This is a genomic window from Telluria sp. ZB2R32 (assembly GCF_059685715.1).
In genome coordinates this window covers 17,487-37,579 of record NZ_JCASIG010000005.1, presented here as the reverse complement: position 1 = coordinate 37,579, position 20,093 = coordinate 17,487, and the positions used below count along the sequence as shown (strand labels likewise).

Here is a 20,093-nt window from a genome sequence, read left to right as displayed (position 1 = left end):
TTCCATCGGCTATAATCAGCCGTCTGTTGAATCTCGGTAAAACTTTTCTGCAAAAAGCTATGCAAAAAAAACTGTTGGTGGTAGTTGCTACTAGTGTCCTGCTAGGTCTGTCGGGCTGCGGGCTCTTGCCTGAAAAGACCGACGAGACCGCAAAATGGTCAGCGGAGAAATTATACGCTGAGGCACGCGAAGAGATGGCCGGCGCCCATTATGAGGCCGCGATCAAGTTGTTCCAGCGCCTCGAAGCGAATTATCCGTTCGGCACCTACGCCACCCAGGCGCAAATGGAAATCGCCTATGCGCAGTACAAGGCACAGGACCAGGCCGAAGCCCTGGCGTCGGTCGAGCGCTTCATCAAGCTGCACCCGAACCACCCGCAAGTCGACTACATGTACTACCTGCGCGGCCTGATCAACTTCAACGACCAGATCGGCTTCCTGAGCGTGATCTATTCGCAGGATCCGACCGAGCGCGATCCGAAAGCGACGCGCGAAGCCTTCGCCGCCTTCAAGGCCCTGGTCGACCGCTTCCCGAACAGTAAATATGCGCCGGATGCGATCGCGCGCATGAACTACCTGATCAACGCGATGGCGTCGTACGAAGTGCACGTGGCGAATTATTATTATCGCCGCGGCGCCTACATTGCCGCCGTCAACCGCGCCCAGAGCGCCGTCGCCGAATACGGCGGCGCCCCGGCGCGCGAGGAAGCGCTGTTCATCATGGTGCGCAGCTACGACAAGCTCGGCATGCTGCCGCTGCGCGACGACGCCCAGCGCGTGCTGACCCTGAACTACCCGAACAGCCGTTTCCTCAACCCGAACGCCAAGGGCGATGCGGCCTGGTGGCAGTTCTGGGCGAAGTCGGGACCGAAGCCGGCGCCGAAGGATGCGATGTAATAGACGTGGCGGGTGCGGTTGCCGCACCTGATGCGCGTGAAAACAATCGTTGGCGGTCGTGCACCGTAGGGTGGGGCAATGAAGGCAGTGGCCTTCATTGCCCCACCCGACATTTAGGCTAGCTTTCGCCGGAACAGCCAGCTCTTCTCGGTCGACTCGCCCGGCACGAATGCATAGCCATCGACATCGAACGCTTTTAATTCCTCCGCGTCCGTGATCCCCCGCTCGATCGCAAACCGCGCCATCATCCCGCGTGCGCGCTTGGCGTAGAACGAAATAATCTTGTACTTGCCGTTCTTCCAGTCCTCGAACACCGGCGTGATCACCGGCGTCGCCAGCAGCTTCGGCTTGACCGACTTGAAGTATTCTTCGGACGCCAGGTTGACCAGCGCCGACGATTGCGTGGCGGCCAGTTGCGCGTTCAGGGCCGCGGTAATCGTTTCGCCCCAGAACGCATACAAGTCCTTGCCGGCGGGCGTCGCCAGCTTCGTGCCCATTTCCAGGCGATACGGATGGATCAGGTCGAGCGGGCGCAGCAAGCCATACAGCCCCGACAGGATGCGCAGGTGGCGCTGGGCGAACTGCAGCGCGGCCGCGTCCAGGCTGCGCGCATCGAGGCCGGCGTAGACGTCGCCGTTGAAGGCCATCATCGCCTGGTAGCCGTCGGCGTGCTCAAGCGTCCAGGTGGCGTAGCGCGCGACGTTCAGCGTCGATAGCTGATCCGAGATGTGCATCAGGTCGCCGACCTGGCCGGGCGACAGGTCGCGCAAGACGCCGATGAGCCGGGCAGCCTGCTGGGTGAATGCGGGGAGCGTATGTTCCTGGGTGGGACTGGGCGTGTCGAGGTCGAGCGATTTGGCGGGCGATAATACAATCAGCATAAAAACTCAAAGCTAAAAAAATTTCCAACATGATACTCGCTTCCACGCAACCCATTGTCCTCGACACCAATGTCTGCCTCGACCTGTTCGTCTTCCACGACCCGCGCTGGGCGCCGCTGCTGGACGCGCTCGAACGCGGCGCGCTGACCGCCGTGACGCGCGCCGATTGCCGCGACGAATACCGCATCGTGCTGCACTACCCGCACCTGCCGCTCGACGACGACTCGCGCGCCGCCGCCGCCGCCCGCTTCGACCAGCTGGTCACCGTGGTCGCGCCCGACAGCAAGCCGGTGCGCCTCCCCGTCTGCAGCGACCGCGACGACCAGAAGTTCCTCGAACTCGCGCGCGACGCCGGCGCCGCCATCCTGGTCACCAAGGACAAGGCCCTGCTCAAGCTGAACCGCAAGACGACGCAGGCCGGCATGTTCCGGATCATGCTGCCCGAGGCCTGGGTCAAACTGCACAGCGCGCCCGCGCTAGAATAAGCGACCGCAACCTGCTTCCAATCCCATGACCGCCCCTGCCCTGCAATCGCGCCTGCCGAAGGTCGGCACCACCGTGTTTTCCACCATGTCGGCGCTGGCCAGCCAGCACGGCGCCGTCAACCTGGGCCAGGGCTTCCCCGACTTCGGCTGCGACCCGCGCCTGCTCGACGCCGTGACCGAGGCCATGCGCGCCGGCCACAACCAGTATCCCTTGATGACCGGCGTGCCGGCGCTGCGCGAAGCGATCGCCGCCAAGATCGGCGCACTGTACGGCCACAGCTATGACGCCGCGAGCGAGATCACGGTCACCGCCGGCGCCACCCAGGCCCTCACCACCGCAATCCTGTGCTGCATCCATCCGGGCGACGAGGCCATCGTCGTCGAGCCGGCCTACGACAGCTATGCGCCGGCGATCGCGCTGGCCGGCGGCGTGCCGGTGCCGCTGGAGATGGAAGTTGGGGAGAACGGCTATGCGGTGCCATGGCAGCGCCTCGCCGCCGCCGTCACGGCGCGCACGCGCCTCATCGTCATCAACTCGCCGCACAACCCGACCGGCTCCATCCTGCGCCAGGCCGACCTCGATCAGCTGGCGGCGCTCGTCGCCGGCACCGGCATCCTGATCCTGTCGGACGAAGTGTACGAACACATGGTCTACGACGGCGGGCGCCACGCCTCGGTCGCCGGCCACCCGCAACTGGCCGAGCGCGCCTTCGTCGTCTCGAGCTTCGGCAAGACCTACCACGTGACCGGCTGGAAGGTCGGCTACGTCGCGGCGCCGGCGGCCCTGATGGCCGAATTTCGCAAGGTCCACCAGTACAACGTGTTCACGGTGAACACGCCGATGCAGCACGGCCTGGCCGCCTACATGGCCGATCCGCAGCCGTATTTGGGCTTGCCGGATTTTTACCAGCGCAAGCGCGACCTGTTCCGCACCGGCCTGGCACAGACGCGGCTGCGCCTGCTGCCGGCCGACGGCACCTATTTCCAATGCGTCGATTACCGCGCCGTCTCGAGCATGCCGGAGGCGCAGTTCGCGCAGTGGCTCACGAGCGAATTGAAAGTGGCGGCGATTCCGGTGTCGGCGTTTTATACCAGCGCGAAGGAATCGGGGATCGTGCGCTTCTGTTTTGCCAAGGAAGACGCGACCTTGCAGCTGGCGCTGGAACGGCTGCGGGCGGTCTAGCGCGCCCGGCGATACCGTTGTGCATTCCGCCAACCGGTCTGTCGTTGGCGGCCACGAATCCGCTTACGCTTTGATGTCCTCGAGCGACTTACCGGATGCAAGCCATGCTTTGACCCATGCCGGCTGACGTCCCCGACCCGTCCATTGCTGGCTGGACTCGTCCGGATGACGGTATTTGTCCGCGACGGCGCCTTCTTTGGGCGCCTTCGGAGCCTTGATGGCACGCAGTTCTTTTTCGGACATTCCGGCGCTGCGGGCGATGTGCAGGATTTGTTCGCGTGCTTTACTGATGCTGAGGAAATGCTGGGTTTTCAACTCCTCGATGACTTGTACTTCGAGCGCCCGAAGTTGTGCGATGGAGTATTTGGTTAGGTCGTGCATTTCTACATTGGCATTTGTTGTAAGAGAAGGCCCGACCCTATCATGTTCGACGACACGAAGGCCGTTCACCAGAGAAGTCATGGGAGCTAACGGTATGCTCCCAGCACTGTCTTATTTCCTTAGCGCGCTTTTTCACGAAGCATCCTGGATCCCTGCGGTGGGCGGCTCACGCTTTGCGACGGGGTCGACACGGACAGGGAGGGCGGGTCGGCTACGTTTCGCCGGACACAATCCCGGGCAACTGTCCACACAAGCTTAGCTGCCCGATTGTCGGATAGCGAACTCGACCAATGGTGCTGGCCAGTGCCTGCCGCAGCTCGGGTGCCGATTCCTGCTCCCATTGCGACAACAGCTGCCTGACGACCGTATCCCGGGTTGGCCCGCGGCGTCGGACCAATGCCGTACACGCGACCTCGACTTCGAGCGCGCGCGCCCGTGCGCTGTCGCTTGCATCGGCCACGTGGCGATAGATCGTATCGGCGCTCAATTCCCCGTTCCCATACCGCTGGAAGGCCAAGCCGGCGATGAGCGCTTGCCGGTCCGGCAAGTCGGTTCGCGCCGCCGCCAGGCGTGTGAGACGTGCCTCCATCGGCGCGTCGAGCTTCAGTTCCTGGGCAAGGCGGCCCAACGCGATCGCGGCGGCGTCGCCCGTAGAAGAAATGAGGGTGTCGCCGCGGTAGGTCGTCGCCGGAACGGCGAACAGGGTTGCCGGTGACAGCCGGGCGCTGATGATTGCCATGCTGGTCGCAGGGTCCGGCCCGGACAAGCCTGCGAATCCCAGTGCGTCGTGATAGTCGGACATGGTCTTCTCGGTCGCAGCCATGCGTGTCAGCAAGCGCTTGAGCGCGCGTTTGCGCTCGGCCGGGAGGAAGCGCGCGTTGCGGCTCTGGACGCGGGCGATACCCAGTTGTTCGAAGCTGCCTGGATCGTTGGTTGCACGCGCGGCACGCGCGTCGAGTAATTGCAGGATCGGGCCGGGCAGCGCCTGGTGCTCGGCGAGCGAAAGCAATATCCCCTGTGCGAAGCTGCCACCGCCGATATCGCCCGGGTCATCGATCAGCAGCTTCGTGATCATGCCAAGCGTCGCTTCATTGAGGGGTCGGTGCTGCGCGAGCAACATCAGCCCGGTCACTGCCAGTTCCTGATAATCATTCCCAGCACTCCCCTGCGATTCGCGATCGTAGCTGCCTATGGCATGCGCAAGAACAGCCTCGCCCTGCTCGCCTGGCCCCTTGTTCGCGTCAGGCGCGATCACGCCGAGCACAAGCGCCGCGTGCAGGCGGCAATGGGTATCGAGCATCGACAGGGCGCGCTGCTGCATCCGTGCCACCGTGGCCGCCGTCGCCTGCGAGGCCAGGATCTGGGTTGCCAACGCCAGGTAGGTCGCTTCATATGGGGTGCCGGCACTGTTCTTAGGGCGCGTGCTACGGTAAGCAGCGCTGGCGATCGCATCGTCGAAGGCTGCCAGCTGTTCATCGGGGCGGCGCCCGGCACGTACTGCCGACCAGATCATCTCCTCGCTGGCGGCTTTTGGGGAAGGGTTCAACGACGAAAGATCGACCCTGTTAGCCGTGTTGGACATACAGCCAGGCGGATCGATATGACCGCGTGGATAAAGTTGGTGCAGCTTCTCGGCCGGCAAGGCCGGGCTTTTGCTCAGCAAAAACTGCGCCTCGTCGAGTGGCGGGGCGGACCATGTTGCATCGAATTGGACCGGCTCGCCGCGCACGAGCATGTCGTAGCTGGCACGGGTGCTTTGCTTCAGATTGGGGACGAGAGTCGCTGCCCATGCCGATAGTCCGAGGTCGTCCACATGGCTTGCAATGCCGCGTATTTCGCCGCGCGCGAGACTGGACACGAATGCTTGCCGGGACGCGTCCAGCTGCGTGATGGAATATCCGGTATCGACCTGGCTGACCAATGCGGCGGGCAGCAAGCCGGCGGTGGACACGAGCCCGGTGCGCGCCTGGATATTCCCGGCACTGTCCGCAACGAGATGGTAAGTGATGACGTGCACCAGCATGAACAAGACCAGCAGCGTGCAGACGCCGCCGATCAAGATCTGGCGAAGCCGCGCACGCAAGGTGTCCGCCAGCGAGACGGGTCGGCCGAATGCGCTGCCGCTGACGCTGTGCACGCGCAACGGTATCGCGGCGAGGCCGCCGGTCACCGGTTCCTGGACCGAACCACCCTTGTTCGCCGCTGCCACCAGCACGACTTGCTCGCGAACGTAAGGAAAAAGGCTGCGTTCGACGTCAATCAGGCCGTCAGTGTCCTGCAGATGCAACTGATTCGCGCATCCCTTTAACAGCACATCGGAAAAAACCGAGCGGTTCAATGCCGCCACTTCCCACGCACGCTGATCGGAGCGCGCGGAAGCAATGAGCAACCTGGTACTGGCGTTGGCGAGTTGTACGAAATACCGGGAATGGCGAAATATCGCCTCCGCGTAGCAACAATCGATCACGACCAGCGTCTGCACGGCATCGACACCGAGTAGCAGCGAATCGAGTTGCGCGCCGCCCAGTGAACAGTGGCCCGGCCTGGCGTCGGCCAGGCAAAACCACCCCCCGTCACCGTCGCCCTGCTCGCCGTGCCCGCTCAGATACACAATCAAGAGATCGACACGGCCACCGCGCGCCAACTCGGCGAACGCCGCCGCGACACCGGCGCTGGTGGCCTGCGCATCGGTAAGGAGGATGCGCCTGGCATTGTCCTCGGGCGCAGGCCCTTGTTCGAGGTAGCGATGGAATGCTGTCGCGTCGGACGCTGCGAAGCGAAGCCGCATCGTGCTGTCGCGGTAATGACTCGCCTCGTACTCGACGATGCCGACGCAAAGCGATGCATGCCGCATGATATCCCTCTACCAGTGCAGGAACGACCAGAATTCGGCCCGCCCCTTGCCACCAGTAGGTTCCACGACGGTGGTCATGAGCTTTTGCAAAATGATGGGCGCGGAAATGCCGACATGTACGGCAATGATGGCGTTGGCGCGATTGCCAAAATAGAGGACCGCCAGCACTCCCCCAACCAGCGCCATGACTGACGACAGCACCCAGTACTGGGGCTTTCCCGCGTACTCGGGCAACCTGGCATCGCGGCGTAGTCCGTACCAATGAAGAAATTCAAGTAGTATGCCACCTCCCAGTCCCGCCAGGAAAACCTGACCCATCGTCGTAAGCGTCATCGGCACATCTTTCGGAAGAAGTTGATGGTGATGAGCGGATGGGTGGCATCGAGTTTTCCGGCGCAGCCGCCCAGCGCAACTGGATTTATTTGCAGCCGCCGCGGCAGGACTCGTACGTTTCGTTCGCCCTGGTAATGCAGTTACCGCGTGCGTTTGGATCGCCTATTGTGTTGCAATAGGTTATGTCTTTTTTGTACGTATCTTTACAGTTACTCATGCAATCGGCACTTGCAACTCCACTTGCCAAAAGGAAGAAAAGCGAGCCGCCTGCCAGAATGTTTTTCATGGCAATCTCCTGTCGAGTTGATAAGTCAAGCTTCGTGACGACCTGCTGCACGGTGCACGGCTTGCGCGCCCCGCGTTCCGATTCTACACAGGACCTGTTCGTAAGTGGTGGTCGACGCGTCGTCACCTGACAAATTCAATTTGGCGCAACGCTTTTGCGGTTTTCCAGCAGAGATAGCGGCGGCCGCGCTGTTGCGGAATCCGTCGCCGAGGAAAGTCGATGGAGTCGGCCGATGAGCAGGGAAGGCCCCCGGAAATGCGGTGCCGTACGAGCGCGTGCGTGGCCGCGCCGCTGCCCTCCCTGCCCGCCGGTTATGGCAGCTATAAACACATCCATTTTTAAGCGAGTACTTAGCGCCCCAGTTGCGCGATGCGGCGCTCGACAAAGGCTTGCAGATCCGGCGACAGCGTCCCCAGCGACTTCGCCTGGCGGAAGGCATCGGCAGCTTCGCCGTTGCGCTTCTCGCCCTGCAGGGCGATGCCCAGGCCCATCCACCAGACCGCATTGTTGGGCGCCGTGCGCAAGGCGGTTTCGTACTGTTCGGCGGCCTCGCGCAGGCGGCCCTGGCGTTGCAGGGCGCCGCCGAGGAAGGCGTGATAATCGCCGTTGCCGGTGGCGTAAGGCAGGGTGCGCTGCAGGGTCTCGATGCCGCTCTTGCCGCGCTCGATCTGCAGGCGCGCCAGCAGCATGGCCAGCGCCGGCTGGCGCGGGTCGAGCGTCAGGGCTTGCTGGAGCTGGGTCATGGCTTCGTCGCCACGGTTGTTTTCGATCAGCAGGCTGACCAGGGTCTGGCGCGCCGCCTCGTGGCGCGGGTTGGCGCGCAGGGTCTGCTGCAGGCCGGCGATGGCTTCGCCGACGCGGCCATCCTGCAGACTGGCGAGCGCGCGCCGGTACGCATTCTCCGCGCCCTGGCTGCTGGTTTCGACCCGGCCCTGCGCACGTGCCGCCGGCGTAGCGGCAAGCGCCGGCTCGGTGGCCCTGGGTGCGGCCGGCGCGGCGGGCACGTCGATGGCGCCGCCGCCGGCCTCGCGGCGCGCAAGCGATGCCAGCCAGGCCGTTTCGATCTTCGCCCGCTCCGCGGCGCGCGCCTGCTCCTCGCGCAGTTTGCGCTCGCCCGCGCGCCGCTGATCCTCGGGCAAGGCGGCAAGACGCTCGCGCTCGGCTTGCCAGCGTGCGTTCAGGCGCGCCCGCTCGGCGCGCGCGCGTTCGCTGGCGACCGCCCACGAGGTGGTCGAGCCGCCGGCTTGCGGCGCGGCGGCCACTGGCGCCGCCTGGCGCGGGCGCTCGGCCGGGGTGTTGCGAGCCGGCTCGGCGACATTTTTCTTGACGGGCGGCGGCGGCGCTTCCACGGTGTCGGCGGCGACCGGCGGCGCCGTGTCGGCAACGGGCGCCTGCACCGGCGCCTCGACAACCGGCGCAGGCGGGACTTCAGCCACGGTTGCCGGCGGCGCGGCGGGCGCCGGGGCCGGTGCGGCCGGCTGCGGCTGCACCGGCTGGTAGGTGTACCCTTTCAGCGGCAGCACGAACCAGGCGGTCGCACCGGCGGCCAGTACCAGCACGACGGCGGCGATGGCGGCGATGCGCAGGGGCGCCGGGCGGCGCGTGCCGGTCGCGACGGTCTTGATTTCCGGCGGTACCCCGTCGGCACGGGTGGTGCCGCGCGCGTCGAGGTCTTGCAGCATTTTGTTAATCAGGCTCATCGTGCAAAGGTCCAGGCAAGTCCGGCCAAGGTCGCGGCCAGGGCGCCGGCGCCGGCAACGTAGGGCCACAGCGAGCGTTTCACGGCCACCGTATCGCGCGCAGCGCCGTCGACGTGGGACGCCGCCACCGTCTGCTTGCCCTCGCCGTAGCACAGCATCAGCGCCTTGTGCGCCATGATGTTGACCAGGCGCGGGATGCCGCCGCTGGCGCGGTACAGGCGGTTAACCGCGCTTGGCGAAAACAGGCGCGCGCCAGTGTAGCCTGCCACGCGCAGGCGGTGCGCCACGTAAAAATCGAGGTCGTCGCGCGACAGCGGCCCGAGGTGGTAATGGAAGGTGATGCGCTGCGCCAGTTGGCGGATCGATTCGAGTTCGAGCTTGCGGTTCAGCTCCGGCTGGCCGAACATGACGATCTGCAGCAGCTTGCGCTTTTCCGTCTCCAGGTTCGTGAGCAATCGCAGCGCTTCCAGACTGTCGACCGGAATCGCCTGCGCCTCGTCGAGGCACAGCAGCACGCGCTTGCCCTGGCGCGCGAGATCGAGCAGGCGCTGCATGATCGACTTGAGCATGCGGTGCTGGTCGACGTCGCGCTCGAACGGCACTTCCAGTTCGTCGGCCAGCGCCAGCATCAGCGTGCGCGGCTCGAGGAACGGATTCGGGATGTAGGCGGTGACGAAATCCTCGCCCAGCGTGGCCATGAACTTGCGGCACAGGAGCGTCTTGCCGGTGCCGACCTCGCCGGTGATCTTGATGAAGCCTTCGCCGCTCTTCGCGGCCACCAGCAGGGTGTTGAGCGCTTCCTGCGAGCGCGGACTGCCGAAAAAGAAGCTCGTGTCCGGGGTGATCCCGAACGGCAGTTCGCGCAAGCCGAAATACGCTGCGTACATTACTTGCGCTCCAGGGTGCGCGGATCGAGCGCCTCGATGCGCCGCGTGGTGTCGAGCAGGTCCTGGCTCCAGTTGCTGGCGCTGTCGACGATGGTCGGCTTGATCAGCACCACCAGCTCGCGCTTTTGCGCCACCTTGTTCTTGTTGCGGAACAGCGCGCCCAGCACCGGCACCCGGCCGGCGCCCGGCAACCCGCTGGTGTCGTCGGTCGCCGCCTGGCGCATCAGGCCGCCCACGGCCACCACCTGCCCGTCCTGGCCGCGGACAATACTGTCCAGTTCCGAGGTCGAGGAGGCCGCCAGCGGCAGCGTCAGCGAACCGGCGGAACCGAGGTCGATGCCCTTGGTGATGGTGGTCACCTGGCTCACCGACGGGTGCACGTGCAGCAGGATGTTGCCCTTTTCGTCGATCTGCGGCGTCACGTCGAGCACGACGCCCGAGAAGAACGGCTGCAGGGTCACGCTCGGCGTCACCGTGTTGCCGGTGGTGCTGGTGTTGGTGGTGGTGGTCACGCCGGTGACGAAGAATTCGTCGGTACCGATCTTCAGCACCGCTTTCTGGTTGTTGACCGCCGCCACGCGCGGACTGGAGAGCACGTGCACCGTGCCCTGCTGTTCGAGCAGCGAGATCAGCGCGGCGAAGCTGTTGGTCTGGAAGGCGAAGCCGAACAGCGAGCCAGCGGCATTGGCCGCGTTCGACAGCGAAAAGCCGGTGCTGGCGGCCAGGCCCTGGCCGTTGCCGATGACCGGCGGCTGGCCGCCGTTGAACGGCAGCGGCGCCAGGCCGGCGCCCGGCGCGATGATGCCGGTGGCGGCGCGGTTGCTGCGCGAGTTGCCGATCGAGGAGAAGCTGGCCCAGTTGACGCCGCTCTGGAATTGTTCGTTGAGTTCGACTTCGAGGATCTTCGCTTCGAGGATCACCTGGCGGTCGACCGACAATTGGGTCGCCTTCAGGTAGGCGTCGACGTTGCGCAATTCTTCCGGCATGGCGCGGATCACCAGCACGCCCGACTGCGGGCTGACGACGACGCTGCGCCCGCCTTCGCGCGAGCCGACGATGGCTTCGATGGCCGACTTCAGGTCGCCCCAGAAGTCGCTCTCGGAGAGCATGTTGACGTCGGTGCTGGCGACCTGGGTCGCATTCCCGCCGAAGCCGTTCTGGTTGTTGCCGTTCTGATTCTGGTTCTGGTTGCCCTGCTGGTTCTGCAATCCCTGGTTATTGCCCCCGTTGTTGTTGGCCACGTTCGACACCGAGGTCGAGGTCACGCGCAGGTTCGACGAACCGCGCCGGCTGCCGACCAGGTAGTTCACATGGAACATCCGGGTCTGCATCGTCAGCGGGCGGATCGTGATGCGGGTGCCGTCGATCTTGTAGTCGTAGCCGTACATCTCGCGCACGGCTTCGAGCGTTTCGGCCAGCGTCACGTCCTTCAGGTTGGCGCTGATGTTGCCGGCCACCTCGGGGTGAACCAGCATGTTGTAGCGGGTGCCGGCGACGATCGAACGGAAGAACTGCTGGGCCGGCACATTGTTGAAGGCGACGTTGAAGCGCTCTTCCAGCGCCGGACGCGCTTTCGGCAGCTCGCGCGCCAGGGCGGCGGCCGGCGGCAGCAGGGCGTTGGCGACGGCATCTTCGCCCACGGCGGCGCGCGCACCGGGTGCGGCGGCACTGGCCGCGCTTGCCATGTCACGTTTGATGGTGTCGTAGGTCTGGTGCGGCGGCGTGGCGGCGCAGCCGGCCAGCAGCGTGCCGGCCACGGCGAGCGCCGGCAGGGAGATGTGTCGCATGGGTGTCCTGTCCTTCATTGATCTCGTATCCGCTCGATGGCGCCGGCATGGGGTGCTGCGGCCGCGTGTAGTTTCAGGACCTGGCGGGCGTCGCCGCTCCGCAGTTCCACTTCGTTCTGTTCGATGCGCACGACGCGCGCGCCCTTGTAGGTGTCGCCCAGGCGCAGCGTTTCGCCATCGATGACGGCGACGTGGCGCCCGCCCGGCTGGCGCCCGATCAGTACCGACTGCAGTTGCGGCGCACGGTTCGCGGCCGCCGGCGCGGCGGTACCGGCAGAACCGGCGGCGCCCTGTCCCGGCAGCAGCGCGGCCGGCGGACGGGTCGGGTCCTGCAGCGCCTGGGCGCCGGCACCGCCCGCACAGGCCAATAACAGCACGGCAAATGCGCGCTTCACAGCTTCATCCATTTCGCATCCAGGCTCAGGGTGTACAGGGTCAGCGTCAGGCGCGAGCTGGGCCAGGTTTCGGTTTCCAGTTGGGCGCGGCCCCAGAACAGCTGGGTCGGCATCGATTCGAGCGCGGCCATGTAGCCGATCATGTCGAGGTAGTTGCCGCGCACGGTGACTTCGACGCCGTGCCGGTAGAGCAAGGGCGTGGCGGCCGGCGCTGAAACGCTTGCCGGTTGGGGGGCTGCGGCTGCGGCAGAACCCGCCGTCCCCATCAGCGGCTCGGCCGCGAGCGTGCGCATCGACACCATCTGCAGGCGGCCGTTGGCGCGCAGGATGGAATCGACCAGCGGCGCCATGCGCTCGGGCGGTACCAGGCCGTTCTGCATGGCGCGCAGGCTGGCTGCCATGCTGTCGATCTGGCCGCGTATTTCGAGCGTGCGTGCGCGCGCCGGCGCATCGGGGTCGACCTGGGCGGCCAGTACCTTGTCGCGGATCTCGTTGTCGATGCCCTCGAGGTTGTTCTGCTGCTGGACGATCTGGTTGCGCAGCTGCTCCTGCCTGGCGTACATCGGCCCCAGGCCGAAGAAATGCATCAGGAAGACGACACTGGCGGCGACCGCGGCGAACAGCATGACGCGCTCGCGCAGGGTCAGCGCGTCGATGCGCAGGGCGAGCCGGGTCAGTTGCTCCTTCATGGCTTGGCTCCTTCCGGCGTCGTCTGCAAGCTGAACTCAACGTAAGGCGCAGCGACCGGTGCGGCCGCTGCGGCGTTCGGCGCGCCATTCGAAGCCGTCCCCTGGCCGATCTGCAGGCTGCCGAAAGCCTTGCCGCGCATGATGGGTTCTGTGGTCAGGCGGTTCAGGTAGCCGGGCACGCGCTGCGGGTCGAGCGCGCGGCCGCGCACGGCGATGTCGAGGCCGGCGCCGGTGATGCTCACGCCGGTGAGCCAGAGGCCATCGGCATGCTGGCGCGCCAGCGCGCGGAAGTATTCGGCATAGCCTTGCGTGTTGCCCAGTTCGCCGCGTGCGAGCACGCCGGAGACGTCGCGCAGGGCGGCCAGCTGGCGCTCGGCCTCGGCCAGTTCGGCGTCGACCGCGGCGCTCCGCTGGCGCGGCGCGAACTCAAGCGTGACGCTCGCCAGGCGCGCCTGCTTTTGCGTCAGCTGGGCGGCGCCGGCGTCGGCCTGCGCCTGCAGGCTCTTCAAACGCGCGTCGCCATACAGCTTGATCGCGGCGACGCCGGCGAACAGCACCAGCAGCGCGATGGCCATCGTGCGCGCCGAAAAAATCTTCTTTTGCTGCAGGAAGACCGGGTTGAACAGGTTGATCTGCTGGCTCACAGCACCGTCTCCTCGTGGCGCAGGGCGGCGCCGAGCGGCACCATGAAGCGCTGCTGCTGCAGGGTGTCGGCGAGGTCGGGCGCGCGTTCGATGTCGAACAGCGCCGCCAGGTCGAGCGTATCGACCGGCATGTAGAGGTTGCTGGCGAGGTAATCCTCGAGTCCGCGCACGTTCGAGGGCGCCAGCACCAGCTTGGCCACGCTGATGAAGGAATACTGGCGCTCGAAATTGTCGAGCGAGCGCTGCAGCTCGAGGGTGACGCGGTCGAAGCTGGCGTTGCGGCGCTCGATGTCCTCGTCGAGCAGCTGTTCCAGCGGCAGGTCGATGCGCCGCGTCAGGTACAACTCGCCCCGGTAGGACACGGTCAGCAAGCCGCCTTCGCTGCCGAAGGAAAGCATGGCGACGCCGCGCCCGGCCGGTTCGACCAGGGCCGAGATATTACGTTGTGCCATCTCGGGGATGTCGATCACGGCCAGCTCGACCTTGGCCGAGGTGAACAGTTTCTGGCGCGCTTCGATCACGCTGTTGCGCGCGGCGATCGCGAACATCGAATGCTGGGCGCGCACGGCCGCGTTCGGGTCGACCGGCAGGTCGAGCACGTCGATGGTGGCGTCGTCGACGTGGAAGTCGAGCATGTCTTTCAGGCGCCAGCGCACCGCCGTCTTCAGTTCGTCGGGCGCGACGTTCGGCGCGTCGACCGAAAGGATCTGGTATTCGCCGCTGGTCAGCACGGTGATCGAACGGTAGGCGTGGGCGTGCAGTTCGCGCCCGGCTTTTTCGAGCAGCGCGGCGTGGTCCTTGCCCGGATAAAAGACCGCCTGGCGCACTTGCGGACGGATGTCGGGCGCGGTCTGCATGCTGACGGCGGCAAGGCCGTCGCGCTGCAGCGCGATGGCGAGCCACCCTTCTCTTTTCTTTGCTTTTCTAAAAAAACGCATGCGGACCATTGTCGAGGTGAAGCGAGGCCAAATCTTCCGGCCGTAAAAGCTTGATTATATTCAAGAACGTATGAAACACCGACATATTTCGGCAACCGGCGGGGCGGCTGCAACACGCAGCGCCATGCACGGCCGGCATCAGAAATACATCTCGCGCACGTAGATCACCGGGCTGCGGTGGCTGCCGAAGCTGACCCGTCCGGTGGTGCCCGGCAGCCAGAGCACGCCGCTGGCCGCCGTCCCCGGATAGCGCACCTTGAAGCCGCCGCGCCGCGCCGCGCCGCCGGCGCGCTTGCCGGGCGCCTTGAGCCACAGGATGCCCTGCCCTTTTGCGAAGGCAAGCGTACCCGGCGTCGCGGCCAGGCCGAGAATGGCATCGTTGCAACCGCTGATGCCGCTGCCAACGAAATCGAACTTGCATTCCTTGAAGGCCACGTCGGCAAGCGCGCGGCTGTCTTCATAGCGCGCATTGAGCAGCCAGCCGGCGGCCGTCCCGCCCCAGTATTCGGCGCGCAGGCCAAGCGGCGTGCGCAACAGGTCGCTGCCGAGCGCGTTCGCCAGTTTCATGCGGCCGTTCAGGACCAGGATGTCGCCTTCGTCGGAGACCTCGCCAACCCGGCGCGAGGTGATGACGACGTTGCCGGCGAGTGTCGTTTCGGCCGCCTCGGCGCGCACGAAGATGACCGTCGGCGCGGTGACTGAGGCCCGTGGATTAGCCTCGTCGTCGTAGCCGCTGGCCAGCTTGTACGAGGTCTGCCGGGGCATCTGCGCCGCCGTCTCGATCGTGGTCCGGGTAGTGCCGCCGGACGCCGTCAGCTTCGTCGCCAGCGCGTCTCCGCCGGCGCTGCCCGCGGCCGACAAGGTGATCGGCTGGAACCAGGCGCCGGGAAAATTCTGCAGTTTCGCGCCGAGGGCGCTGTACGCATCGACCGTCACGTTGAACGGCTGCTGCGAATACACCGCGCCGTTGATGGTGCCATCGATGTCGCGCGGACAGGCGATGGCCGCCGGCAGGATTTTCGGGCAGTTGAAGGGGCCGGTGGCGTCGGTCGTGAAATACGCCGGATAGAAGCGGCCCACCGCCGCGGTGCCGCTGCCGATCTCGACACCGAGGTAGCGGTTGCTGGCCTTGCCGGTCATCTCGGGATCGTCCGCGCGCACCGTGAAATTGACGGCGCCGACCTCGCTCCACGAGGCCTCGGTCGTCAGGATGCCCTTGGACCACTTGCGGCGCTCGTCGTTTTCCACGACCTCGCCCTGGCTGGCCAGGGTCGACACGGCAGCCGACTGGCCCAGCACGATGAGCGGGGTCAGGCGCTCGTTGCCGAAATTCGGCGCATAGCCTGCGCTGCCGGCCAACACCGCGCCGACCTCGACCGTCAGCGGAGCGCCCGCTTGGGCAAAGCCCGCCCCGCCGTTGGTGATGTTGCCGGGATTGGCATACGCGCCATTCGCGATGCGCTTGAAATCGATGCGCAGCGGCGCGCTGACGAACACCTCGGTCGAGGCGGTCGCGCCGCTCTCCTTGAGGTTGAGCCTGATCTTGCCGACGTCGTTGTACACGAGCGTCTGTTTGACCGACACCGTCTTGGCCGGGAACTTGATCTTGACGGTGTCCGACCAGGTGGCCAGCGTGCCCTGCGGCGCGCAGACCGGAATCGTGGCGTCGGCATAGGTCGCGCGGACGGTGCCGCTGGCCGGGTTATTACATTCGAGCATGAACTGGAACGATCCCGTCGTCTCGTCCTTGCTGCTGGCCGCCGTCGGCACGCCCTTGTTGTTGGTGGCGGTCAGCCAGATCGGGGCTGCATTGCCGCCAGTGGTGGCGGCCGTGTACGCCTTGCAGGTCTGGCCGGCGGCGCCGATGGCGATGTCGGCCTTGCAGACACTATCGGTAAAGATGTACGACGGCGGCGTGGCCGGCGGTGCGCCGGTCGAGCCATCGGCATTGGTGGCCACGCCGCTGTCCGACGCCGAGTTGTTGGCCTGGTTGTCGTCGGTCGTGGTGCCCTTGACGACCACGGTGTTGGTCTTGTCGCCCAGGGTGCTGACGCGCGCCTTGACCGTCAGCACCGGCGCGCTGGCGCCCGGCGCCAGGGTGCCGCGGTAGATGCAGGTGCCGGCGACCTGGGTCGCCGTGCACGACCAGCCGGTCACGACCCCCGACACGTAGTACATGCCGGGAGGCAGCGTGTTGGTGACAGTGATCGCACCGGTTTCGGTGACCGGCCCGTTGTTGGTGACGGTGACGGTGTACTCGACGTCGGTATTGATCTTGAGGGCGCCGGCGCGCGAGATCTTGATCGCGAGATCGGAGACCTGCATGGTCGGCAGCAGCACGACCGCTGTGTTCAGCAGCACCAGGTCGGCCCCGCTGCCGTAGCCGTTGGTGACGACCGGATCCTTCAGCGCCGACATGGTGACGGTCGTGTCGTAGACATCGAAGTCGATGCCGAACGCGTTCTTGTCGTTGTTGACGTTGCTGAACGAGTTGAACTGATTGTCAGCCGGATTGTTATCGTTGGACAGAACGTTGCCGTCCAGCGTCACGCTCTCGCCGCTCTGCAAACTCGGGTCGCCCTCCCAGACGATGTGGCCGACGCGCGCCTTGTCGTTGGTCGGCAACCATGAACTGCTCCACCGGAAATTGTTCGCGGTGACGGCCGTCTGGGTGTTGCGCAGGGCCTGGAAGCCCTCGTAGATATTCAGCACACGCAGCGGCTCGGTCGCCAGCTTGTAGACGACCAGCAGCGAAAAGCCGCCGACCACGCCCTGCGAGCCGCACCAGGGCGCGCCGCTGGCCACCGTCAGCCCCGAAAAATTATAGGTGCCGCCGGTCTTGACGAGGCTGGTGACGTCGGCGGCGGCGCCGAAGTAATCGAAGCCGTTGCCGATGGTGGCCGAGGTGAACCGGCGGGTGGCGGTGATTTCGGTATTCTGGAACGTGACGGTGCTGTCCGGGGTGCCGGAACCGGCCCAGTACAGCTGCGCCGACACGACGACGGCATTGGCCGGCAGCACCAGGTTGGCGCTGCGCACCGTGCTGGGCGCCAGCACCGCGCACGGGCTGCCGCTGGTATTCGAACCCGTGCGCAGCGAGGCCTGGGTGCCGGTGAAATTGATGTTGCCGTCGAAGCTCTTCCACAAGGCGAGCGGCGTGTCGGCGCGGGCGGGCGCCGCCATGGCCAGGAATGCCACCGCGGCCAACGCCACAAGATATAGCCACCTCATATCTGCACCTCGATCACGCGCCGTACATAGTCGGGATTGTTCCAGCTGTCCGGGCAGGCGCCGTCCCGGGCGGGCGCGCAGGCGGTGGCGCTGATCACCCAGCGGTCGAGCGAGGGCGCGCCCTCTTCCACCGCCGGGCCGGCGATCTTGCGGCAGCGCACGCTCACCGTGAACTTGTCGAACACGTCGCCGCCCAGCGCCACGGCGGTGGTGCTGCCGTCCTGGCAGCCGCTGTTGCCCGGCCGTAGCCGTTGGAACAGCCCCCATTCGATGCCGGCGCGCGCCGCCTGGTGCGCGCGCACGCCCTGCTCGTCGAGCAGGATGGCCTGGCTCTGGCTGGTGAAAATGGTCACCAGCGCGACGCCCAGGCCGGCCAGCACCACCAGCAGGAAGATGGCGGTGACGATGCCGACGCCGCGGCTGCGGCGGCGTCGTGCGACGATGGTGGCGTTAAAATGCGCGATTCGTTTCATGGCGTATTGTCGACGTGAACCTGGTGGACGAGACGCACCCGGCCATCGGTGGCGCCGGCCGCGCCGGGCAACTGCAATTCGAGCGCCAGCAGCACCAGCGCGCTGCGGCGCAGCTCGACCTCGTCGCCGACCCCATAGTTGAACAGGTTGGCGCAACTGGCCAGGCGGCGCGCCAGCACGGCCGTGCCCGGGGTGCCGGTCATGGCGTCGTCGATACTGGCGCGGATGGCGTAGCCGGCGTAGCGCGTCAGCACCAGCCGGCCGCCCTTGGCTTCGCAGCGGAAGGTGACAGGGGTGCCGACCACGTGGAAGCGGCTGCCCGGCGAGGGCATCGCATCGTCGCGCGCGAACGGGTTGTCGGCGAGTTTCAGTTCGCCGGCGCCGGCGGCGGCGGCGTCCGTCACGCGGGCGATGTTGCGGTCCGCGCTGCCAAAGCCGTAGGCGTCGGCCGGCGCCATGCCGGGACCGAGGTTGTAGACGACGACGTAGTCGCCGGCCGCGACCGGCGCCTGCAGGCCGCCGACGACGGTGAAATCGCGTCTGGACGCGTCGACGAAGTCGAGCGGCTTGCCGTTTGTTGCGCCATCTTCGACGGCCAGGTAGCGCCCGCCCGTCCTGGTGAGCAGGAATTCGATGGCGCTGCCGTCGCCGTTCACGCGCACGCTGTTCGGCAGCGCCAGGCGGATCTCGCGCGCCATGCGGCGCAGCGCCAGGTCGGCTTCGTCGCTTGCCTCGGCGCGCGCCACGCTGTCTGCATAACCCTGGACCGGCGCCTTGATGAAGACGGCGACGATGGCGCCGATGATGCCGAGGATGGCGATCGCGACGATCGCCTCGACCAGGGTGAAGCCGCGCTGAGCTGGATGCCGATGCGGATGCGTCATCATTGGACGCCCTGCAGCGGCGCATAGCGCGCGCGGTAGCCGTCCAGCACGACCGGATCGCCGCCGCCATAAGTGACGACGATGCGGATGCGCAGCGCCTCGCTGTCGGCGCCGGCGCCGGCAACGATGTCGCCCAGGCGGTCGGGCGTGATGGCGACGGTGGCGCCGTAGCCCGCCAGGTTCAGCGGCCGGCCCAGCACGTCGGCCAGTCCGCCCGTGGCGCCGTTGAAGGCGGCGGTGGCGGCGCCGGCCGCGCCGACGTAATCGTTGACGTTGTCGTAAGGGCGCGGCGACGGCGCTTCATTACCCCAGTTTTCCTTGATCGTGCAGGCGGCCGTCGACGTGGCCTCGGCGGCGTCCGGCGAACCCGGATCGCAATAGGTGAACCCGGACTGGCGCACCTCTTCCAGCAGCGCTTCGGCAATCATCAGCGCCTGCTTGCGGCGCAGCGGATCGGCCGAGTTGGCGGTGGTGAAGCGCATCACCTGCAGGATGCCGGCCAGCGCGATCCCGACGATCACCATGAACATGATCAGTTCGACGATGGTGAGGCCCGCCTGGCGTGCACGTACCGGCTTAATCCACATAGCCGGACTCCGGATCGACCGTGATGACGGTGCCGATGTCGCCGCCCTTGATCGTGATCTTGCCGTCGAAATTGCCGGTCATCGTGGCGCGGCCGAGGCCGTCGAAGGCGACGCCGCCGATCGGCGTGGCGATGCCCGGGCTTCCCATGGTGATGCCCTCCGGACGGGCTTCGCACATCCAGTTGCCGTCGCCGCAGGCGCTGCGGGTGGCGGCGGATGCACTCTTCACGCCGGCCGCTGCCGGCAGGCGCGCATCGAGGCGCGCGCAGCCGGCATCGGCATCGAGGCAGACGGCGACGCGCTGCGTGGTGATGTGGACGTAGACCGGATGGTTCTGGGCGATCGCCACCTTCTGCGCCTGGCGCAGCGTCGCCCGGACCTGTTCGGTCCAGGCGGCGGTGTCGAAGGTGGAGCGTTCCATGAAGCGGCCGACGGCGACGGTGCCGAGGATGCCGATGAGGATGATGACGACGATGAGTTCCACCATGGTGAACCCACGGTGAAAGCCGCGGCCGGCTGTGGAAAGCAATGAGGGACGCAAAGGTCGGAATTGCGGGCCAGCCACGGACTTGTCAGGCG

The 20,093-nt window shown here is 66.2% G+C and carries 20 protein-coding genes; 3 read left to right on the top strand and 17 right to left on the bottom strand.

Features of this window, described 5'->3' with window-relative positions:
• Positions 1-59 precede the first annotated feature (59 nt).
• Entirely contained in the window at positions 60-896 is an 837-nt protein-coding gene (locus AC56LG_RS15360; RefSeq protein WP_497166937.1) for an outer membrane protein assembly factor BamD, read from the top strand.
• 113 nt (positions 897-1,009) lie between these two features.
• Here AC56LG_RS15360 and yaaA read toward each other — a convergent pair whose 3' ends face one another.
• A complete protein-coding gene (gene yaaA / locus AC56LG_RS15355; protein WP_497166936.1) occupies positions 1,010-1,777 on the bottom strand; it encodes a peroxide stress protein YaaA in 768 nt (255 codons plus the stop codon).
• A gap of 29 nt (positions 1,778-1,806) precedes the next feature.
• Between yaaA and AC56LG_RS15350 the strand changes: the two genes are divergently transcribed.
• Both AC56LG_RS15350 and AC56LG_RS15345 read left to right on the top strand, forming a co-directional pair.
• Positions 1,807-2,262, top strand: a complete 456-nt coding sequence (locus tag AC56LG_RS15350) for a putative toxin-antitoxin system toxin component, PIN family (protein WP_497166935.1) — start codon at positions 1,807-1,809, stop codon at positions 2,260-2,262.
• Positions 2,263-2,287: 25 nt separating this feature from the next.
• Positions 2,288-3,445 (top strand): pyridoxal phosphate-dependent aminotransferase, encoded by a 1,158-nt coding sequence (locus AC56LG_RS15345; protein ID WP_497166934.1) that lies wholly within the window; start codon positions 2,288-2,290, stop codon positions 3,443-3,445.
• Between the two features lie 63 nt (positions 3,446-3,508).
• Here the strand turns inward: AC56LG_RS15345 and AC56LG_RS15340 are convergent, their stop codons facing one another.
• The 16 genes from AC56LG_RS15340 to AC56LG_RS15265 all read right to left on the bottom strand — a co-directional run bounded on the left by AC56LG_RS15340 (position 3,509) and on the right by AC56LG_RS15265 (position 20,079).
• A complete protein-coding gene (locus AC56LG_RS15340; protein ID WP_497166933.1) occupies positions 3,509-3,907 on the bottom strand; it encodes an H-NS histone family protein in 399 nt (132 codons plus the stop codon).
• Positions 3,908-4,037: 130 nt separating this feature from the next.
• Positions 4,038-6,680, bottom strand: coding sequence for a caspase family protein (locus AC56LG_RS15335; RefSeq protein ID WP_497166932.1), 2,643 nt, complete (start codon positions 6,678-6,680; stop codon positions 4,038-4,040).
• Between the two features lie 9 nt (positions 6,681-6,689).
• Positions 6,690-7,013, bottom strand: a complete 324-nt coding sequence (locus AC56LG_RS15330; protein ID WP_497166931.1) for a hypothetical protein — start codon at positions 7,011-7,013, stop codon at positions 6,690-6,692.
• An 85-nt stretch (positions 7,014-7,098) separates the two neighbouring features.
• Positions 7,099-7,299, bottom strand: coding sequence for a hypothetical protein (locus AC56LG_RS15325; RefSeq protein WP_497166930.1), 201 nt, complete (start codon positions 7,297-7,299; stop codon positions 7,099-7,101).
• A gap of 350 nt (positions 7,300-7,649) precedes the next feature.
• Positions 7,650-8,999 carry a tetratricopeptide repeat protein gene (locus AC56LG_RS15320; protein WP_497166929.1) on the bottom strand — a complete coding sequence of 450 codons (1,350 nt, stop codon included), beginning with the start codon at positions 8,997-8,999 and terminating at the stop codon, positions 7,650-7,652.
• Entirely contained in the window at positions 8,996-9,886 is an 891-nt protein-coding gene (locus AC56LG_RS15315) for an ExeA family protein (RefSeq protein ID WP_497166928.1), read from the bottom strand. Before AC56LG_RS15315 ends, AC56LG_RS15320 begins: the two co-directional genes overlap by 4 nt.
• Positions 9,886-11,673 (bottom strand): pilus (MSHA type) biogenesis protein MshL, encoded by a 1,788-nt coding sequence (gene mshL, locus AC56LG_RS15310; protein WP_497166927.1) that lies wholly within the window; start codon positions 11,671-11,673, stop codon positions 9,886-9,888. The genes AC56LG_RS15315 and mshL overlap by 1 nt, the downstream gene beginning before the upstream one ends.
• Before the next feature lie 14 nt (positions 11,674-11,687).
• Positions 11,688-12,080, bottom strand: coding sequence for a hypothetical protein (locus tag AC56LG_RS15305; RefSeq protein ID WP_497166926.1), 393 nt, complete (start codon positions 12,078-12,080; stop codon positions 11,688-11,690).
• Entirely contained in the window at positions 12,065-12,757 is a 693-nt protein-coding gene (locus AC56LG_RS15300) for a type II secretion system protein M (RefSeq protein ID WP_497166925.1), read from the bottom strand. Before AC56LG_RS15300 ends, AC56LG_RS15305 begins: the two co-directional genes overlap by 16 nt.
• Positions 12,754-13,401: a PilN domain-containing protein gene (locus AC56LG_RS15295; RefSeq protein WP_497166924.1), complete on the bottom strand. Its 648-nt coding sequence runs from the start codon at positions 13,399-13,401 to the stop codon at positions 12,754-12,756. The genes AC56LG_RS15300 and AC56LG_RS15295 overlap by 4 nt, the downstream gene beginning before the upstream one ends.
• The gene (pilM, locus tag AC56LG_RS15290) at positions 13,398-14,339 is read right to left on the bottom strand and encodes a type IV pilus biogenesis protein PilM (RefSeq protein ID WP_497166923.1); all 942 of its coding nucleotides are present in this window, start codon (positions 14,337-14,339) and stop codon (positions 13,398-13,400) included. The genes AC56LG_RS15295 and pilM overlap by 4 nt, the downstream gene beginning before the upstream one ends.
• Before the next feature lie 138 nt (positions 14,340-14,477).
• On the bottom strand, positions 14,478-17,537 hold the full coding sequence (locus AC56LG_RS15285; RefSeq protein WP_497166922.1) for a hypothetical protein: 3,060 nt from the start codon (positions 17,535-17,537) through the stop codon (positions 14,478-14,480).
• A gap of 29 nt (positions 17,538-17,566) precedes the next feature.
• Positions 17,567-18,043 carry an agglutinin biogenesis protein MshP gene (locus AC56LG_RS15280; protein WP_497166921.1) on the bottom strand — a complete coding sequence of 159 codons (477 nt, stop codon included), beginning with the start codon at positions 18,041-18,043 and terminating at the stop codon, positions 17,567-17,569.
• Positions 18,040-18,930 (bottom strand): prepilin-type N-terminal cleavage/methylation domain-containing protein, encoded by an 891-nt coding sequence (locus tag AC56LG_RS15275; protein WP_497166920.1) that lies wholly within the window; start codon positions 18,928-18,930, stop codon positions 18,040-18,042. The genes AC56LG_RS15280 and AC56LG_RS15275 overlap by 4 nt, the downstream gene beginning before the upstream one ends.
• A complete protein-coding gene (locus AC56LG_RS15270; protein WP_497166919.1) occupies positions 18,927-19,514 on the bottom strand; it encodes a type II secretion system protein in 588 nt (195 codons plus the stop codon). Before AC56LG_RS15270 ends, AC56LG_RS15275 begins: the two co-directional genes overlap by 4 nt.
• Entirely contained in the window at positions 19,504-20,079 is a 576-nt protein-coding gene (locus AC56LG_RS15265) for a prepilin-type N-terminal cleavage/methylation domain-containing protein (RefSeq protein ID WP_497166918.1), read from the bottom strand. The genes AC56LG_RS15270 and AC56LG_RS15265 overlap by 11 nt, the downstream gene beginning before the upstream one ends.
• Between the last annotated feature and the right edge of the window lie 14 nt (positions 20,080-20,093).

Bases quoted from the DNA above. Each gene is read 5' to 3' on its own strand.
- AC56LG_RS15360 (WP_497166937.1), top strand. From the start codon at position 60: ATGCAAAAAAAACTGTTGGTGGTAGTTGCTACTAGTGTCCTGCTAGGT.
- yaaA (WP_497166936.1), bottom strand. From the start codon at position 1,777: ATGCTGATTGTATTATCGCCCGCCAAATCGCTCGACCTCGACACGCCC.
- AC56LG_RS15350 (WP_497166935.1), top strand. From the start codon at position 1,807: ATGATACTCGCTTCCACGCAACCCATTGTCCTCGACACCAATGTCTGC.
- AC56LG_RS15345 (WP_497166934.1), top strand. From the start codon at position 2,288: ATGACCGCCCCTGCCCTGCAATCGCGCCTGCCGAAGGTCGGCACCACC.
- AC56LG_RS15340 (WP_497166933.1), bottom strand. From the start codon at position 3,907: ATGACTTCTCTGGTGAACGGCCTTCGTGTCGTCGAACATGATAGGGTC.
- AC56LG_RS15335 (WP_497166932.1), bottom strand. From the start codon at position 6,680: ATGCGGCATGCATCGCTTTGCGTCGGCATCGTCGAGTACGAGGCGAGT.
- AC56LG_RS15330 (WP_497166931.1), bottom strand. From the start codon at position 7,013: ATGACGCTTACGACGATGGGTCAGGTTTTCCTGGCGGGACTGGGAGGT.
- AC56LG_RS15325 (WP_497166930.1), bottom strand. From the start codon at position 7,299: ATGAAAAACATTCTGGCAGGCGGCTCGCTTTTCTTCCTTTTGGCAAGT.
- AC56LG_RS15320 (WP_497166929.1), bottom strand. From the start codon at position 8,999: ATGAGCCTGATTAACAAAATGCTGCAAGACCTCGACGCGCGCGGCACC.
- AC56LG_RS15315 (WP_497166928.1), bottom strand. From the start codon at position 9,886: ATGTACGCAGCGTATTTCGGCTTGCGCGAACTGCCGTTCGGGATCACC.
- mshL (WP_497166927.1), bottom strand. From the start codon at position 11,673: ATGCGACACATCTCCCTGCCGGCGCTCGCCGTGGCCGGCACGCTGCTG.
- AC56LG_RS15305 (WP_497166926.1), bottom strand. From the start codon at position 12,080: ATGGATGAAGCTGTGAAGCGCGCATTTGCCGTGCTGTTATTGGCCTGT.
- AC56LG_RS15300 (WP_497166925.1), bottom strand. From the start codon at position 12,757: ATGAAGGAGCAACTGACCCGGCTCGCCCTGCGCATCGACGCGCTGACC.
- pilM (WP_497166923.1), bottom strand. From the start codon at position 14,339: ATGCGTTTTTTTAGAAAAGCAAAGAAAAGAGAAGGGTGGCTCGCCATC.
- AC56LG_RS15280 (WP_497166921.1), bottom strand. From the start codon at position 18,043: ATGAAACGAATCGCGCATTTTAACGCCACCATCGTCGCACGACGCCGC.
- AC56LG_RS15275 (WP_497166920.1), bottom strand. From the start codon at position 18,930: ATGATGACGCATCCGCATCGGCATCCAGCTCAGCGCGGCTTCACCCTG.
- AC56LG_RS15270 (WP_497166919.1), bottom strand. From the start codon at position 19,514: ATGTGGATTAAGCCGGTACGTGCACGCCAGGCGGGCCTCACCATCGTC.